Here is a 15,155-nt window from a genome sequence, read left to right on the forward strand (position 1 = left end):
TGAGATCACTGCGGAAGACCTGCCGGCCGACAATGCGAGGGAGAAATCATCATGGCGCGGACGTCGGATTCCCCGGCCTCTGCCGGTCCACCTTCGGCGAAAGAACTCGCCTTTGCAGAGGTCCTGGTCAAAGTGGCCGAACGGCGGGCGGAATTCGATGAGAAACGCCACGTTCCTGGCGACATCATCGCCGAGTTCAAGCGCGCGGGAATTTATCGGGCGAGCACCCCCAGGCGCTTCGGCGGCGACGCGCTGCCCCCGGCCGATTTCCTCACCCGTATCGAGCGGATCTCGATGATCGACGGCTCGGCGGGGTGGGTCGCCAGCTTCGGGTCCGCGCTGGTCTACCTGGCCGCGCTGCCCCTGGAGACGCAGGCCGAGCTGTACGCCGACGGGCCGGACGTCGTCTTCGCGGGCGGTCTGTTCCCGGTGCAGCCCGCCCCCATCGTCGAGGGCGGATATCAGGTCTCAGGCCGCTGGAAGTTCGCCAGCGGGTGCATGGGCGCCGACGTCCTCGGCGTGGGCATCACCGCGGGCGAGCAGCAGGCCGGTCGTCCCCTGACGGCCCTGCTGCGCCCCGGACAAGTGGAGATCGTCGACAATTGGGACGTCATCGGACTGCGCGGCACCGGCAGCCACGACCTCAAGGTGGACGGCGTGGTCGTCCCTCCTGAGTGGACGTTCGTGCGCGGGGGCCAACCGACCGTGGACGAGCCGTTGTACCGCTACCCGACCGTCCCGTACGCCTCCCAGGTGCTCGCGGTCGTCGGCCTCGGCGTCGCCCGCGCCGCCCTCGACCACGTCATCCGCAACGGCGGCCGCGGCGGCTACACGGGCGCCCCGAAACCGGCCGATCGCGCCACCTACCGCATCTCGGTCGGCAGGGCGGAGGCCGACCTGCGATCCGCGCGCGCCTTCTTCTACGAGATCACCCACGAGGTGTACGAAACTGTGCTGGCCGGCGACCCGGCGACCGCGAACCAGGCCAGCCTGCTACGCCTGGCCTCCGCCCACCTGGCCAGGACCTCCTTCGAGGTCGTGCGTACGGCCTATCAACTGAGCGGCATCCCGGCCATCGCCGACGGCAGCCCGATGCAGCGCTACCTGCGCGACGCCTCGGTGGTCCCGCAGCACGCCTTCCTCCAGGAAGGCATGTACGACGGCGCCGGCGCGGTCCTCATGGGCGTACCGCCCTTTCCCGGCTATCTCTAAGGAATCCTCATGGCCCAGCCCACCACCCCGGAAAGCCTGCGGGTGCTCTTCTGCATCGGCGTCAACCAGAATTTCTTCGACCTGCCGACCGGACAGGCCGGTCCGGTCTGGGATGGCTTTGTCAGCATGTTGGGGCAATTGTCGGAGTTGCCTGGTGTGACCGTTCTCGGCACTTTCGACGACGATCGGCACATGGTCGGTCCGTCCGCCTCCTGGCCCTGGACCTCGTACATTCTGGCCGACGTGCCCGAGCAGGCGACGGTCGTCGCGGCCTGCAACCTGTTCCGCACCGTGCAGGTCGGCGAGCACGGCCTCTGGCGGTACATGAAGATCGAGGCGCGTATCGGCCGCCCGCTTCCGGAACCCGCCGCCGCTGTCGAGGGGGACGCGCGATGACCGAGAAGAACGTCGGCAGCCAGGAAGGCGTGACGGCGGCGGGACGGCTGCTGTGAGCTCTCCTCGTGTGGCGCTGGTGACGGGAGCGGCGCGCGGTTTGGGCGCGTGCATCGCGGCCCGTCTGCACGGCGACGGATATCGCGTGGCGGTGACCGACCTCGACCAGCGCGCGGCGGCCAAGATCGCGGCCACGCTCGCCTCGGAGCAAGGGTCCGCGATCGGGCTTGGACTGGACGTGCGCGACAAGAGTGCCTTCGTACGGGCGCGCGACACTCTCGTCGAGCGATGGGGCGCGATCCACGTCCTGGTCAACAACGCCGGATTCTCCAAGGTAGAGCCGCTCATGGACATCGAGCCGGACGGCTTCTCCTCGGTGGTCGCCACCAACCTCGACGGGACGTTTCTCGGCTGCCAGGTACTCGGCGCCTACTTCGCCGAGCGTGGCCACGGACGCATCGTCAACATCGCCTCACTCGCCGGGCAGAACGGCGGCACCGCGACCGGCGCGCACTACGCCGCGGCCAAGGGCGGTGTGGCCACGCTCACCAAGGTGTTCGCCCGCGAGCTGGCCCCGCGCGGCGTGACGGTGAACGCCGTCTCGCCGGGCATCCTCGACCTGCCCGTGGTCCGCGAGAGCGTCGCCCCGGACAAGCTCGCGGAGATCGAGGCGATGATCCCGGTCGGCCGGCTGGGGCGCCCCGAGTTCATCGCCGACATGGTGGCGCTGCTCGCCTCCGAGCGGGCGGACACGGTCACCGGCGCGTGCTGGGACGCCAATGGCGGCCTGTACATGCGCTGACTCATCCGAATGGGATGCCAACAGCGGACCTGTACACGCGCTGAGCCACGCCAAGACGAAGCGGAGAGGAGAGGAGCAAGCCGTGACCGCCAGAGAACCTGATCAGACCCCCTCGCAGGCCGACTTCCGGGAGGCGATGGCGCACCTGCCCGCGGCCGTCAACATCATGACGACCGACGGTCCGCACGGCCGCTGCGGCATCACGGTCAGCGCGGTCTGCTCGGTGACCGACGACCCGCCGACCATCCTGGTCTGCCTCAACCGCAGCAGCGCCATGCACGACGTGTTCTGGGCCAATGGCCGGGTCTGCGTCAACGTTCTGGGTGGTGACCAGCAGGACCTGGCGATGCACTTCGCCGGGGCGACGGAGGTCTCCATGGCCGAACGGTTCACCTGGAACGTCTGGGATCGCGGCCAGCGCGTGCCGGTGCTCAAGGACGCGTTGGTGGCCGTCGTCGGTGTGGTGAAGGACTGCAAGCCGATGGGGTCGCACAGTGTGCTGTTCGTGGAGATCGAGCAGGTGCGTACCCGGAAGGGCGGCCCGAGCCTCGTCTACTTCAACCGGAGCTTCCATCGCCTGGACTCCGGCTCGCCGATGGCCTGCTGAGAGATCGCGCCGCGGCTCCGGGAGCTACCTAGCGCTTGGGCGATTGATGGTGTAATGATGTAATCATGGAAACTCTCTTTGAGCACGCGGGTGGCCAAGAAGGGCTCCACAGGTTCATCGACATCTTCTATGGAAGTCTCTTGTCCGACCCGCTGCTCCAGCCATTGTTCGGCGAAGGACTTCCGCATCACGTGACACATCTGACGGCTTTCACGGCCGAGACCTTCGGCGGCCCCGACACATTCTCCAGGGAAATGGGTGGATTTTCCAGACTGATCGACGCGCATCGTGGGCTGAAGATTGCCGAGGAGCAGCGGCAGCGGTTCGTCGAGCTGTACATGGCGGCCGCCGATCAGGCTGGACTCCCGGAAGACGCGCCTTTCCGGGAGGCGTTGCGGTCGCATGTCGAGTTCGGGTCGAAGGTGGCGATGCAGAACTCCCATGCCGAGACCGACGACCAACTCCACCCGCTCCGAGAGGTGCCGCAGTGGGGATGGTCCGAGCCGAGCTAGTTTCCACCGCCACGTCAACAAGCCGGGCTGGTATCCACCGCCACGTCAATTGGAGCTCCCGGCACTTCCCGCCCAGGGCCCTCGCCCGGGCGGGAAGTGCCGGGAGTCCTACTTGTGCTGCAACAGCAGGGTGAACAGCACGTTCGTGGTCGTACTGAGCGCGAACATGGTCACCGCGACGATCAGGTCATCGCGCTTCCGTGACAGCAGCCCGCCCTGCGAGCCCTCCGGAACGTTGACGATGACCGCCTGAGTCAGGCCGGCGCCGAGCCGTTTCCACAGGTATTTGAAGCCCAGGCCGAGGACCAGCGGCACCATCGTGACCGGGAGCAGGCTCCACCACACCGGGCCCGAGAACGAGCCGAGGAAGCGGCCGGCGATGGCCGCGCCGACGATGGCCGCGAGGGTGCCGACGGCCAGGCCAGGGATATGGGCGAACTGTGCCCAGGTCCGCTTCTTCTCGTTGCAGATCTCCCTGATCCGGGCCGCGTCGTTCGCCGTCTCGTCCACTCGGTAGCGGAGGAGCAGGGCCGTACCCGAGGAGAGTGTCAATTCCATGATCTTGTCGCTGTTCACGGGGTCGCGCCGGACCATCCGCACCATCTTCAGCGTCGGGGTCATCTTCGAGCCGAGGTCGGCGATGTCCGCCGACGAGTCGGACTCGTACACGACGTAGTTGCTGTCGGTCCAGATGCTGAAATAGACGCCGGTCTGCTCGAATATCTTGGCGAGCTGCGTCAGCTGCTCGCGGTGGAGCTTTGTCGGCCCGAGATTCTCTTTCCTTGGTGTCCCAAGGCATCGGGGGGTGATGGCCACTAGGCTGCCTTTCGATCTTCGTAGTGGTACTGACTGGCTGTTCGGGCCCCCAGGCGCCAACTCCGAAGCGGCCGAGCTGGTTAGCGCGCCTGTCTCATTCTTCTGTCGATCGCCTGCACATGCGAACAAAATGGACATCAAGGCAATGTGTGCATAGTTCGCCCATGTGCTTATAAAGCGTAACTCGGGGCGGTTTAATGAACCGCCACCTGATCCTAGCTGAAGATCGCAAGAGTATTGCGTGTTCTCTTCGCGTTTGCCAAAGGACGAGGTGGGTGGGTGGTTATGTCCATGGGAATGCCGGGAGCGCCGAGTGCGACATGGACGGTGGCGGTGAGATTTATTCACGTTGGTGTTCGGGAAGGCCCTTTCCCGAATCCTTTGTGGCGGAAGATGACGCTTTTGAACTCGGGGGCTTGTGACGGGTGCTCTCCGCTGTGCCGGAGGGGTGACGGAAAGTTGCTGGATGCGAAAATTTGCCGAGTACGCAAAGTTCTGTAGCCTGGAGGCATGACCGGGCTACGCGAACGAAAGAAGCAGGCGACCCGTGACGCCCTGATGGCCGCCGCGCTCCAGCTCGCCATGGAGCGCGGGCTGGACAACGTGCGGGTCGAGGACATCGCCGAGGCGGCGGGGGTGTCGCCGCGGACGTTCAACAACTACTTCTCCAGCAAGTGGGAGGCGCTCGCCGCCCGCCACGTCGACCGGACCAGGCACTCGGCGCAGGTGCTGCGCGACAGGCCGCCGGGCGAGCCGCTGTGGGAGGCGGTGACGCGGGCCATGCTGGCGCCGTGGGAGAACGCGGAGCGGACCACGCGGGCGCCCAGCCCTGAGACGCGGGCCGCCCTGCGGCTGCTGACCAGCGCGCCCGCCATGGAGGGGGAGTCGCTGCGGGTGCTCTTCTCCGCCGACGCCGAGCTGGCCGCGGCCGTCGCCGAGCGCACCGGCACCGACCACGAACGCGACCTCTACCCGCAGCTGGTCGCCACCGCGGTGATCACGGCCACGCAGACCGCGGTCCGCCACTGGCTGCTCGTCGAGCCCGCGGTGCCGCTCCTCCCTCTGATCGAAGAAGCGATGCGCCAACTCGCCACCGGCCTACCCGACCCAACCGTACAAGGAGAGCCCCAATGACCGCGGACGTCGTCATCGCCGGTGCCGGCCCCAACGGGCTGATGCTGGCCAGTGAGCTGGCCCTGGCCGGAGTACGGCCGATCGTGCTGGAGCGCCTGCCGGAGCGGAGCCAGGCGCCCAAGGCCAACGGCATCATCGGGCAGGTCGTTCGGCTGCTCGACCAGCGCGGCCTCTACCGGCGCTTCCTGGGCGTCACCGAGCCGCCGCGGCCGATCCCCATGTTCCTGTTCGGCGCGCTGCCGCTCGACCTGGCCGAGATCGAGGGCAACACGATGTACGGCATGGGCATCAAGCAGGCCCGCCTGGAGGAGCTGTTCGAGGATCGGGCCCGCGAGCTGGGCGTGGAGATCAGGCGGGGGCGGGAGCTGACCTCGTTCACCCAGGACGAGGCGGGCGTGACGCTCGAACTGGACGGCGGCGAGCAACTGCGCACCCGCTACCTGGTCGGCTGCGACGGCGCCCACAGCACGGTCAGGAAGCAGGCCGGCATCGGCTTCCCCGGTGTGAACGCCTTCTCCGTCATCTCGCGGGCCGCCCACGTCGTCCTGCCTGAGGCGACGATCCGGATGGACCGGGCCGAGCTGGAGCTGCCCGGTCTGGGCACGACCGCCCTCTACGCCTGGCACCGCACCGAGCGCGGCGCGTACGGCCTGCTGCCCGTGAGCCCCGAAGTCCTGACGATCAGCTGCATGGAGTGGGACGGCGACGATCCCGGCGAGGACGTCGAGATGACGCTCGGCGAGCTGCGCGAGAGCCTGTCCAGAGTGCTGGGCGTCGACATCGCGCTGGCCACCCCGCCCGGTCCGGGGCCGCACCTGCTGCGCCGCCTCAGCGGGCGCAACACCCGGATGGCCGACCGCTTCCGGGCAGGCAGGATGCTGCTGGCCGGGGACGCCGCCCACGTGCACTCCGCGGTCGGGGCGCCGGGGCTGAACCTGGGTCTCCAGGACGCGGCCAACCTCGGCTGGAAGCTGGCGGCCACCGTACTCGGCACGGCGCCGCCCGGCCTGCTCGACAGCTACGAGCGGGAGCGCCGGCTGGCCGCCGAGCGGGTCACCATGCACAGCAAGGCCCAGCTCGCGCTCATGTCGCCGGGGCCGGAGGTGACGGCGCTGCGCGAGGTGTTCGGCGAGCTGCTTAAGGACAAGAGCGCACGTGGCCGGATATCTGCTCTTATGTCGGGCGCGGATGTCACGTATCCCATGGCCGCCCCGGCGCACCCGCTGACCGGCCACTTCGTACCCGACCTGGAGCTGGAGCCGGTGCCCCTCGCCACGCTCATGCGGGAGGGGCGTCCGCTGCTGCTCGACCTCGCGGGAAGCGGTCTGAAGGACGTGTGGGACGGCCGGATCGACGTGGTCACGGCCACGTGCGCGGCGCCACCCGCCGACGCGCTGCTGATCCGCCCGGACGGGTACGTGGCCTGGGCGGGCACCCCGGACGACTCGCTGGACGAGGCTGTCAGAACCTGGTTCGGTTAACCTGATCCCGGACTCTGAGGAGGGCTCATGCCGGAGAACCTGATCTTTCGCCTGCCGCCGACGTTCGAGACGGTCGAGGAGGAACGGCGCCATCGCAAGGAGCGGCTCGCCGCCGCGCTGCGCGTCTTCGGCAAACTGGGCTTCGAGGAGGGCGTCGCGGGACACATCACCGCCCGCGACCCCGAGCTGACCGACCACTTCTGGGTCAACCCGTTCGGCATGTCGTTCAAGCACGTGCGCGTGAGCGACCTGATCCTCGTCAACCACGAGGGCAAGGTGGTCGAGGGCCGCTACCCCGTCAACGAGGCGGCCTTCGCGATCCACTCGCAGGTGCACCAGGCGCGGCCCGGTGTGGTGGCGGCCGCGCACAGCCACTCGGTCTACGGGCGCGCGCTGTCGGCGCTCGGACAGGTCATCGAGCCGATCACGCAGGACGCCTGCGCCTTCTACGAGGACGTCTCGCTCTTCGACGACTACACGGGCGTGGTGACGGACCTGGAGGAGGGCAAGCGCATCGCCGCCGCGCTGGGTGGCAACAAGGCTGTCGTCCTGCGTAACCACGGGCTGCTGACGGTGGGCGACACCGTGGACGCGGCGGCGTGGTGGTTCATCACGATGGAACGCTCGGCGCAGGTGCAGCTCGTCGCGCAGGCGGCCGGGCAGGTGGTGCCCATCGAGCCGGACAACGCGGCCCTGACCCACCAGCAGATCGGCAACGACCTGGTCGGCTGGATCAACTACCAGCCCCTCCACGACCAGATCACCCGCGAGCAACCGGATCTGTTCGAGTGACGTATCCCGCCGCACGTGGCTGAGGGCCTCCAGGAAAACGCCCGCTGAGCCCGGCGGGTGGTCTCTCTGACAAACCCCTTCCATCCGTTACGGCAAGCCGCACCCACCGCCACCCACCGCACATGGCTGAGGGCCTCCAGGAAAACGCCCGCTGAACCCGGCGGGTGGTCTCTCCGACAAACCCCTTCCATCCGTTACGGCAAGCCACACCCACCGCCACCCACCGCACATGGCTGAGGGCCTCCAGGAAAACGCCCGCTGAACCCGCACAGGGCCGGGCGCCGATACGTGCGTTTTGTTGACCGTGGCTTCCGTTGCGGGCAGCCGTCTCGGTCCCTGTGACGATCCGTGGTGGCTGGGGTCCTTCGGGAGATACCCCCTCCGGGGGAGGGAAAGAACGCGGTCCGTGGTGGCTGTGGTTCTTGGGAGGGATTCCCCCTCCGGGGGGAGCGGGAGAACGGACGTCGCCCTAGCGGCGGAAAGTGTGGCGATAGGTCAGTGGGGCGACGCCGACCGCTGCGTGGAGGTGTTGGCGGAGGGAGACCGTGGTGGTGAAGCCCGCCCGGCGGGCTACCTCCTCCACTCCCGCGTCCGTCGTCTCCAAGAGGTGCCTCGCGTGGTCGACTCGTTGTTTGGTCAGCCAGCGTGACGGGCTCAGGCCGGTTTCCTCGCGGAAGCGTCTGGTGAAGGTGCGGACGCTCATCTTCGCGTGCCCGGCCAGGGCGTCCAGGTCCAGTGGCTTGTCCAGGTGGGAGAGCATCCATGTGCGGGTCGGGGCCGTACTGGTGCCTGTCGGGTCGGGGAAGGGGCGGTCTATGTACTGGGCCTGGCCGCCGTCCCGCCAGGGAGGCATGACGCAGCGGCGGGCCGCCCGGTTGGCCACCTCCGTGCCGTAGTCGCGCCTGATCACGTGGAGGCAGAGGTCCAGTCCGGCCGCCACGCCCGCCGAGGTGAGTACGTCGCCGTCGTCGATGAACAGAACCGAGGGATCCAGGTCGACCTCGGGGAACAGCTCGGCGAAGCGGGGGGCGTTACGCCAGTGCGTGGTGGCGGGGCGGCCGTCCAGCAGACCCGCGGCGGCCAGGACGAACGCGCCCGTGCAGATCGACATGATCCGCTTGTGGCCGTGCAGGGCGTCGCGCAGGTAGGGCGGGATCGTGCCGTCCTTCATCGCCCGGCCCGCGTGGATGCCGGGGAGCAGGACCGTGTCGGCCGTGGCCAGGACGTCCAGGTCGTGGTCGGGCAGGACGCTGTATCCGGCCGAGCAGCGCACTGGCCGGCGGCCGGGGGAGCAGGTGACGACCTCGTAGAGCTTCTCGCCGGCCGCTGACTCCGCAGACCAGAAGACCTGGCCGGGAACGCCCAGGTCGAGAGGGGCGAAGTGGTCGAGGACGAGGACCGCGACGCGATGGGTCATGGCCGAATTCTTTCACATATTGGCTATCCGGCCACTCGCGGTGCTAGCTGCGGATATATCAGGATTAGCGGATGACCATAAGCACCACCACCCGTACCAGGCGGCTGCATCGGGCCTGGTTCGTCGCGGCCGTCGCGTTCGTGGCCATTCTCGGCGCGGCCGGGTTCCGTGCCACTCCCGGCGTGCTGATCACTCCGCTGCAGGAGGAGTTCGGCTGGACCAAGGGCACGATCTCGCTCGCGGTGTCGGTCAACCTGGTGCTCTACGGCCTGACGGCGCCCTTCGCGGCCGCCCTGATGGACCGGTTCGGGATGCGCCGGGTGGTGTCGCTCGCGCTGTTGCTGGTGGCCATCGGCAGCGGGCTCACGGTGCTGATGACGGCGAGCTGGCAACTGCTGCTGTTCTGGGGCGTGTTCGTCGGGCTGGGCACGGGGTCCATGGCGCTGGTGTTCGTGGCGACGGTGACCGACCGATGGTTCGTCAAGCACCGTGGCCTCGTCACCGGCCTGCTCACCGCGGCCGGCGCCACCGGTCAGTTGATCTTCCTGCCGGTGCTCGCCCAGCTGGCCGAGGGACCGGGGTGGCGGGTGGCCTCGCTGACCGTGGCGGGGGCCGCGCTGGCGGTGGTGCCGTTCGTGTGGTGGCTGCTGCGTGACCATCCGGAGGACGTGGGCACCACGGCCCTGGGGGCGGAGCCCGGCACGGTCCGTACCCTGCCCGTCCATCAGAACGCCGCCGTGCGGGCGCTCACGGTGCTCAGGTCGGCGGCGCGGACCCGGGCGTTCTGGTTCCTGGCGGGCGGCTTCGCCATCTGCGGAGCCAGCACGAACGGCCTGGTCGGCACCCACTTCATCCCCGCCGCGCACGACCACGGCATGGCCGAGCCGGTCGCGGCGGGACTGCTCGCGGTCATCGGGATCTTCGACATCGTGGGCACGGTCGCCTCCGGCTGGCTCAGCGACAAGGTGAATCCGAAGATCCTGCTCGGCGTCTACTACGGGCTGCGCGGGCTGTCGCTGATGGTGCTGCCGGGGCTGTTCGCGGCCACGACCCAGCCCAGCATGCTGATCTTCATCGTGTTCTACGGGCTCGACTGGGTGGCGACCGTGCCGCCGACCGTGGCGCTGTGCCGGCGGATCTACGGGGCGGACGGCGCGGTCGTGTTCGGCTGGGTGTTCGGTTCGCACCAGATCGGCGCCGCGTTCGCCGCCGTGGGCGCCGGGCTCACCCGCGACCACCTGGGCGCTTACGACCTGGCCTGGTACGTCTCCGGCGCCCTCTGCCTCCTGGCGGCCGGCATGTCCCTGGCCATCGGGCATGCTAAAGGGCGATGAGTGACCCAAAGATGAGTGACGCGGAGTTGATGGTCCTGCCGCTGGTGGTCAGGATCGAGAGAGCGACGCCGCCGGAGCGTACCGACGCTTTGGAGGCGGCCGCGATGGCCGTGCTGAGCCTGCTCGACGACCCCGGCGAGTGGGGTGCGGAGCTGCACGCCTGGCAGTCCACCGGCAAGATCCGCAAGGTCGTGCGCCGGGCCAGGGGCGCCGAGTGGCGCCGGGCGCTGGCGCTGCCCGGCCGCACTGTCGAGCACCGTACGGCCGAGGTGCGCGTGCACCCGCCCGTGCCGCTCGACGACTGGCCCAGGGACCTCGCCCGGTTGCAGGTGTCGGGCACCGAGCTGACCGACACCGGCGACCTCGCGCCCGCCGAGCCGCCGATCCTGTGGGCCAACCCCGGGCTCGCCATGTCGGCGGGCAAGGCCATGGCCCAGGCCGGGCACGCCGCCCAGCTCGCCTGGTGGGCCAGCGACGAGGCCGAGCGCGCCGCGTGGCGGGCGGCCGGGCTGGCCGTGACGGTGCGCACCGCGGCGGCGGGCGACTTCCAGGAGAAGGTGGCCGCGGGGCTGCCCGTGGTGCGGGACGCCGGGTTCACTGAGATCGAGCCGGGTTCGTGTACGTTCGTCGCCGACGCGCCTTGGCTGTATGGGCGAGTCGCCCGGTCGTGACGGACGCCAGATCTCGATCGTGGTGGTCGTGATGGGCGCTAGATCTCGATCACGTCGGCCAGGACGCCGCCCGCCGGGGTGATCCGGGCGGGCGACGGGCTGTCGTAGACGATCATCAGCCTGCCGTCCGCCAGCACGGCCATCCCCTCGGGATGGTCGCAGCCGATGCCGTACGGCAGCTCGGCGACCGTCTCCAGCTCGTCCGCCGTGACCACCTCGCCCGCTCGGTGGACCCGCCAGCGCAGCACGCGTACCGGCCCGTCGAGGCTCATGCTCGGCCCGGCCAGCAGCAGCACGTCACGGCCGTACGGGCACAGGTCCCGCACGCCCAGCCCGCCCAGGTCCAGGAAGTGCTTGCGGTACGGCTCGCGCAGCCGCAGCCTGCCCGGCTGGCTCTCGACGGGCCTGATCTCCAGGACCACCGCCCAGCCGCGCAGCACCGGGCCACGCAGCCCCAGGTAGACCCGCTCGTCCAGCACCGCGATGCCCTCGATGTCGAGGCCGTTGTCCTTGCCGGGCAGCGCGAGGAACGGCGCGAGGTGCGGGTCGTCCTCCAGGTGGGCGGCGATGTTGTCCTGGCCCGAGAGGATCGCGCCCGGCAGCGGGGCGTTGGTGGCGGGGTCGAGCGGCAGGCGTACCAGGATGAAGCGGTTCTCCTCGCGGACCACGGTCGCCAGCCGTTTGACGGCCTTGGCCGGGTCCTTGGCCGACTTGATCCGGCGGCGCTTGAGACTGTGCGAGCCGACGGCCCACAGATGGCCGTCGGCCCTGGCCAGGCCCTCGATGTCCGCCTCGTCCTCGGTGCCCGCGGGCAGCCGTACGTAGTCGGCCACACGGAAGGTGCGCTGGCCCGCGTAGTTCACGCCGGTCCAGGCCAGATGCTCGATGGTGGCGGTCTCGTCCCCGGCCAGCCACAGGCCGCTGCCGTCGTGCCGTAACGCGGAGAGGTTCGTGTGCGTTTGGGAGGCTTGCGAGGCCGGGTCGAATCGGAGCTCCACCTGTTCCACGAAGCCATGATGACACTTCGGCCGCTTCATAAGCGGAATGGCGGGATTTGTCGTACGCTCCCGATCGTGCTCGATGGGGATGATGGGACCGAAGGTTCCCGTGTGAGAACTGCAGCCAGGCCGGGAACCCCTGTTTCTTCACCCAGGCGATCCCGCATCGGCGATCTTCGCATGCGGGATGTATACCGGGGGCTCGCAGTCGTGACCGTGCTGGCGGTCGCCACTGTCACGCTGGTCATGCTGCTCCCGTCGCGGCCGGACGAGGTCGCCGCACGGCCGGTTGCCGCGCCATCGACCGTGCCGACCTCGTCCGCGCCGCCCTCCGCCACCCCCTCTGCCTCTTTCTCCGCGGAGCCTTCGGTATCTCCCTCACCGGTGGACTCCGCGGCGGCGGCCGTTCCCCGCGCCACGCCGACTCCCGGCTCGTCGCTGGCGCCCGGCTACACCGCCATGGAGGCCCTGTACGCCGACGCCCGGGTCCCCAAGCTGCCGAAGAAGGTCGCGCGGCTGAAGATGACCAAGCCCGGCAGGGCAGTGATCAAGGACGCGCGGACCGGCCTGGTCGTGCCCAGGCTCGGCAAGCCGTGGAAGGCGCACCGCGCGGCGCCGTTCACCAGCAAGCAGGTGCTCCCGCTCAAGCGCGGCTCGAACCAGCGGGGCATGCTCGTCACCTGCCCGCTCCCGATCGAGGAGCAGAAGTCGGCGCGCGACACCGCGCTGCTCGCCGCCCGCTGGACGCTCAACCACCACCCCAAGGGCGCCCGGATCCGCTGGCTGGTCTCCCAGCCGATCAAGCGCGGCTGGCTGCTCGCCTACCAGGTCAGGTACGGCAAACACGTCTCGCGGGCGGCCGTGGTCGTGCTCGACGGGGGAATGGCCAAGCCGGGGCTGGCGTTCGTGACAGTGCCGGAGTCGCAGCGGACCAGGTGGCGTGACATCACGCGCGTGGTTTCCGGGGTGCGTGTTCTAGGCTAGAAGATCATGTACGGCGATATGGGGGAGTGACGCCGTGGAACGCCCAGGTCAGCCGAAGGCGCCTGACAATCGCTCGGGACAGCCGCAGGCGCCTGACAGAGACAAGCCCAAGCCGCCCTGGCGGGCGGAAGGGCTGCCCGGCTCGTCCGGCGGTGGTCGCCCGAAGATCAACTGGTGGCGCTTCGTCGTCACGTTGCTCGTGGTGTACGCGGCGTTCTTCCTGGTCTCGTCCTTCTTCGACAGCGGCTCGGTCGAGACGGTGTCCTACACCGAGTTCACCAAGCAGGTGACCTCCAAGAACGTCAAGGACATCTACGCCACGGGCCTGTCGGTCGAGGGCGATCTGCGGACCGCGGCCAAGGATCCCGACAGCGGCAACAAGTCGTACACGAAGTTCAAGACGGAGATCCCCGCCTTCGCCAACAACGACCAGCTCTACCAGCAGCTGGAGAGCAACGGGGTCGACATCAAGGCCGACCCGATCAACAGCGGGCGCGGCTTCTTCGTCAACCTGCTGCTCTCCCTGCTCCCCGTCCTGCTGCTGGCCGGGCTCTGGATCTGGGTCATGCGGCGCGGCGCCAGCATGATGGGCGGCGGCGGGCTGAGCGGCCTGGGCCGGTCCAAGGCGGCCAAGCCGGTCGAAGCGGGCCAGGTACGGGCCACGTTCGCGGACGTGGCGGGCATCGACGAGGTCGAGAACGAGCTCGTCGAGGTCGTCGACTACCTGAAGGACCCCGACAAATACCGCAGGCTCGGCGCCAAGCTGCCCAAGGGCGTGCTGCTCGCCGGTCCTCCCGGCACCGGCAAGACGCTGCTGGCCCGAGCCGTGGCCGGTGAGGCGAACGTGCCGTTCTTCTCCGCCAGCGCGTCGGAGTTCATCGAGATGATCGTCGGCGTGGGTGCGTCACGCGTACGCGACCTGTTCGAGGAGGCGCGCAAGGTCGCCCCCTCGATCGTGTTCATCGACGAGATCGACGCCATCGGCCGGGCCAGGGGCGGCGCCGGCGGCATCGGCGGACACGACGAGCGCGAGCAGACGCTCAACCAGATCCTCACCGAGATGGACGGCTTCTCCGGCGTCGAAGGCGTCATCGTCATCGGGGCCACGAACCGGCCGGAGATCCTCGACCCGGCCCTGCTGCGGCCGGGCCGGTTCGACCGTACGGTGCAGGTGGGGCTGCCCGACGCCGCCGGCCGTACCGCGATCCTGGCCGTGCACAGCAGGAGCGTGCCGCTCGACGGCGAGGTCAGCCTCGACCAGATCGCCAAGACCACGCCCGGCATGACCGGCGCCGACCTGGCGAACCTCGTCAACGAGGGCGCGCTCCTCGCCGCCAAGCGCGGCAAGGAGAAGGTCGGCATCGCCGACTTCGCCGACGCGCTGGAGAAGCTGCAGCTCGGCGCGGCGCGCAGCATCGTGATGCCGGAGGAGGAGCGCACCAGGACGGCCTTCCACGAGGCCGGCCACGCGCTGCTCGGCATGCTGCAGCCCGGCGCCGACCCGGTCAGGAAGATCTCGATCATCCCGCGCGGGCGGGCGCTCGGCGTCACGCTGTCCACGCCCGACACCGATCGGTACGCCTACGACGAGCAGTATCTCCGTGGGCGCATCACCGGCGCGCTCGGCGGGATGGCGGCCGAGCAGGTGGTGTTCGGCGTGATCACCACCGGCGCCGAGAACGACCTGGAGCAGGTCACCATGATCGCTCGCGGCATGGTCGGGCGCTGGGGCATGTCGGAGAAGGTCGGGCCGCTGACCATCCTGCCCAGCGACGGCCAGCCGCCGCAGGCCTCGCCCGCCATGCTCGCCACCGTCGACGAGGAGGCGCGGCGGATCGTGGACGAGTGCTACGAGCGCGCGCTGCGCGTCCTCAGCGAGAACCGCGACAAGCTCGACGCCATCGTCGCGGCCCTGCTGGAGCACGAGACGCTGGACGAGGCGAGCGCCTACGCCGCCGCCGGGCTTTCCGGGGACTTGGGCAAGCCCGTAACGTAAATTGAG

Annotated in this window: 15 protein-coding genes; 12 read left to right on the forward strand and 3 right to left on the reverse strand. The window is 69.3% G+C overall.

Annotated features, from left to right (window positions below):
• Positions 1-51 precede the first annotated feature (51 nt).
• The 5 genes from ACQP2T_RS15740 to ACQP2T_RS15760 all read left to right on the forward strand — a co-directional run bounded on the left by ACQP2T_RS15740 (position 52) and on the right by ACQP2T_RS15760 (position 3,526).
• On the forward strand, positions 52-1,212 hold the full coding sequence (locus ACQP2T_RS15740) for an acyl-CoA dehydrogenase family protein (RefSeq protein ID WP_433516872.1): 1,161 nt from the start codon (positions 52-54) through the stop codon (positions 1,210-1,212).
• 9 nt (positions 1,213-1,221) lie between these two features.
• The gene (locus tag ACQP2T_RS15745) at positions 1,222-1,608 is read left to right on the forward strand and encodes a hypothetical protein (RefSeq protein WP_433516873.1); all 387 of its coding nucleotides are present in this window, start codon (positions 1,222-1,224) and stop codon (positions 1,606-1,608) included.
• 52 nt (positions 1,609-1,660) lie between these two features.
• On the forward strand, positions 1,661-2,407 hold the full coding sequence (locus ACQP2T_RS15750; protein ID WP_433516874.1) for an SDR family NAD(P)-dependent oxidoreductase: 747 nt from the start codon (positions 1,661-1,663) through the stop codon (positions 2,405-2,407).
• Between the two features lie 82 nt (positions 2,408-2,489).
• Positions 2,490-3,014, forward strand: a complete 525-nt coding sequence (locus tag ACQP2T_RS15755; RefSeq protein WP_433516875.1) for a flavin reductase — start codon at positions 2,490-2,492, stop codon at positions 3,012-3,014.
• Between the two features lie 65 nt (positions 3,015-3,079).
• Positions 3,080-3,526: a group II truncated hemoglobin gene (locus ACQP2T_RS15760; protein WP_433516876.1), complete on the forward strand. Its 447-nt coding sequence runs from the start codon at positions 3,080-3,082 to the stop codon at positions 3,524-3,526.
• Between the two features lie 108 nt (positions 3,527-3,634).
• On the opposite strand, the gene ACQP2T_RS15765 is transcribed toward ACQP2T_RS15760, so the two are convergent.
• The gene (locus ACQP2T_RS15765; RefSeq protein WP_357939997.1) at positions 3,635-4,342 is read right to left on the reverse strand and encodes a hypothetical protein; all 708 of its coding nucleotides are present in this window, start codon (positions 4,340-4,342) and stop codon (positions 3,635-3,637) included.
• A gap of 510 nt (positions 4,343-4,852) precedes the next feature.
• Between ACQP2T_RS15765 and ACQP2T_RS15770 the strand changes: the two genes are divergently transcribed.
• From ACQP2T_RS15770 to ACQP2T_RS15780, 3 genes are read left to right on the forward strand one after another with little or no spacing between them, the layout of a single operon-like run.
• A complete protein-coding gene (locus ACQP2T_RS15770; protein WP_433516877.1) occupies positions 4,853-5,476 on the forward strand; it encodes a TetR family transcriptional regulator in 624 nt (207 codons plus the stop codon).
• Complete coding sequence (locus tag ACQP2T_RS15775) at positions 5,473-6,957, forward strand: FAD-dependent monooxygenase (protein WP_433516878.1); 1,485 nt, start codon at positions 5,473-5,475, stop codon at positions 6,955-6,957. Before ACQP2T_RS15770 ends, ACQP2T_RS15775 begins: the two co-directional genes overlap by 4 nt.
• 27 nt (positions 6,958-6,984) lie before the next feature.
• Positions 6,985-7,749, forward strand: a complete 765-nt coding sequence (locus ACQP2T_RS15780) for a class II aldolase/adducin family protein (protein ID WP_433516879.1) — start codon at positions 6,985-6,987, stop codon at positions 7,747-7,749.
• 469 nt (positions 7,750-8,218) lie between these two features.
• Here the strand turns inward: ACQP2T_RS15780 and ACQP2T_RS15785 are convergent, their stop codons facing one another.
• Complete coding sequence (locus tag ACQP2T_RS15785; protein ID WP_433516880.1) at positions 8,219-9,166, reverse strand: GlxA family transcriptional regulator; 948 nt, start codon at positions 9,164-9,166, stop codon at positions 8,219-8,221.
• Between the two features lie 71 nt (positions 9,167-9,237).
• Here ACQP2T_RS15785 and ACQP2T_RS15790 point away from each other — a divergent pair, with 71 nt between their 5' ends.
• Both ACQP2T_RS15790 and ACQP2T_RS15795 read left to right on the forward strand, forming a co-directional pair.
• Entirely contained in the window at positions 9,238-10,500 is a 1,263-nt protein-coding gene (locus ACQP2T_RS15790) for an MFS transporter (protein ID WP_433516881.1), read from the forward strand.
• Positions 10,497-11,171: a peptidyl-tRNA hydrolase gene (locus ACQP2T_RS15795; RefSeq protein WP_433516882.1), complete on the forward strand. Its 675-nt coding sequence runs from the start codon at positions 10,497-10,499 to the stop codon at positions 11,169-11,171. Before ACQP2T_RS15790 ends, ACQP2T_RS15795 begins: the two co-directional genes overlap by 4 nt.
• Positions 11,172-11,209: 38 nt before the next feature.
• Here ACQP2T_RS15795 and ACQP2T_RS15800 read toward each other — a convergent pair whose 3' ends face one another.
• Complete coding sequence (locus ACQP2T_RS15800; protein WP_433516883.1) at positions 11,210-12,178, reverse strand: DUF3616 domain-containing protein; 969 nt, start codon at positions 12,176-12,178, stop codon at positions 11,210-11,212.
• Between the two features lie 171 nt (positions 12,179-12,349).
• Between ACQP2T_RS15800 and ACQP2T_RS15805 the strand changes: the two genes are divergently transcribed.
• Entirely contained in the window at positions 12,350-13,153 is an 804-nt protein-coding gene (locus ACQP2T_RS15805; RefSeq protein WP_433516884.1) for a hypothetical protein, read from the forward strand.
• Between the two features lie 34 nt (positions 13,154-13,187).
• Complete coding sequence (ftsH, locus tag ACQP2T_RS15810; protein ID WP_433516885.1) at positions 13,188-15,149, forward strand: ATP-dependent zinc metalloprotease FtsH; 1,962 nt, start codon at positions 13,188-13,190, stop codon at positions 15,147-15,149.
• Positions 15,150-15,155: the final 6 nt, after the last annotated feature.

The sequence above is a fragment of the Nonomuraea sp. CA-143628 genome, from assembly GCF_050942315.1.
GTDB lineage: Bacteria > Actinomycetota > Actinomycetes > Streptosporangiales > Streptosporangiaceae > Nonomuraea.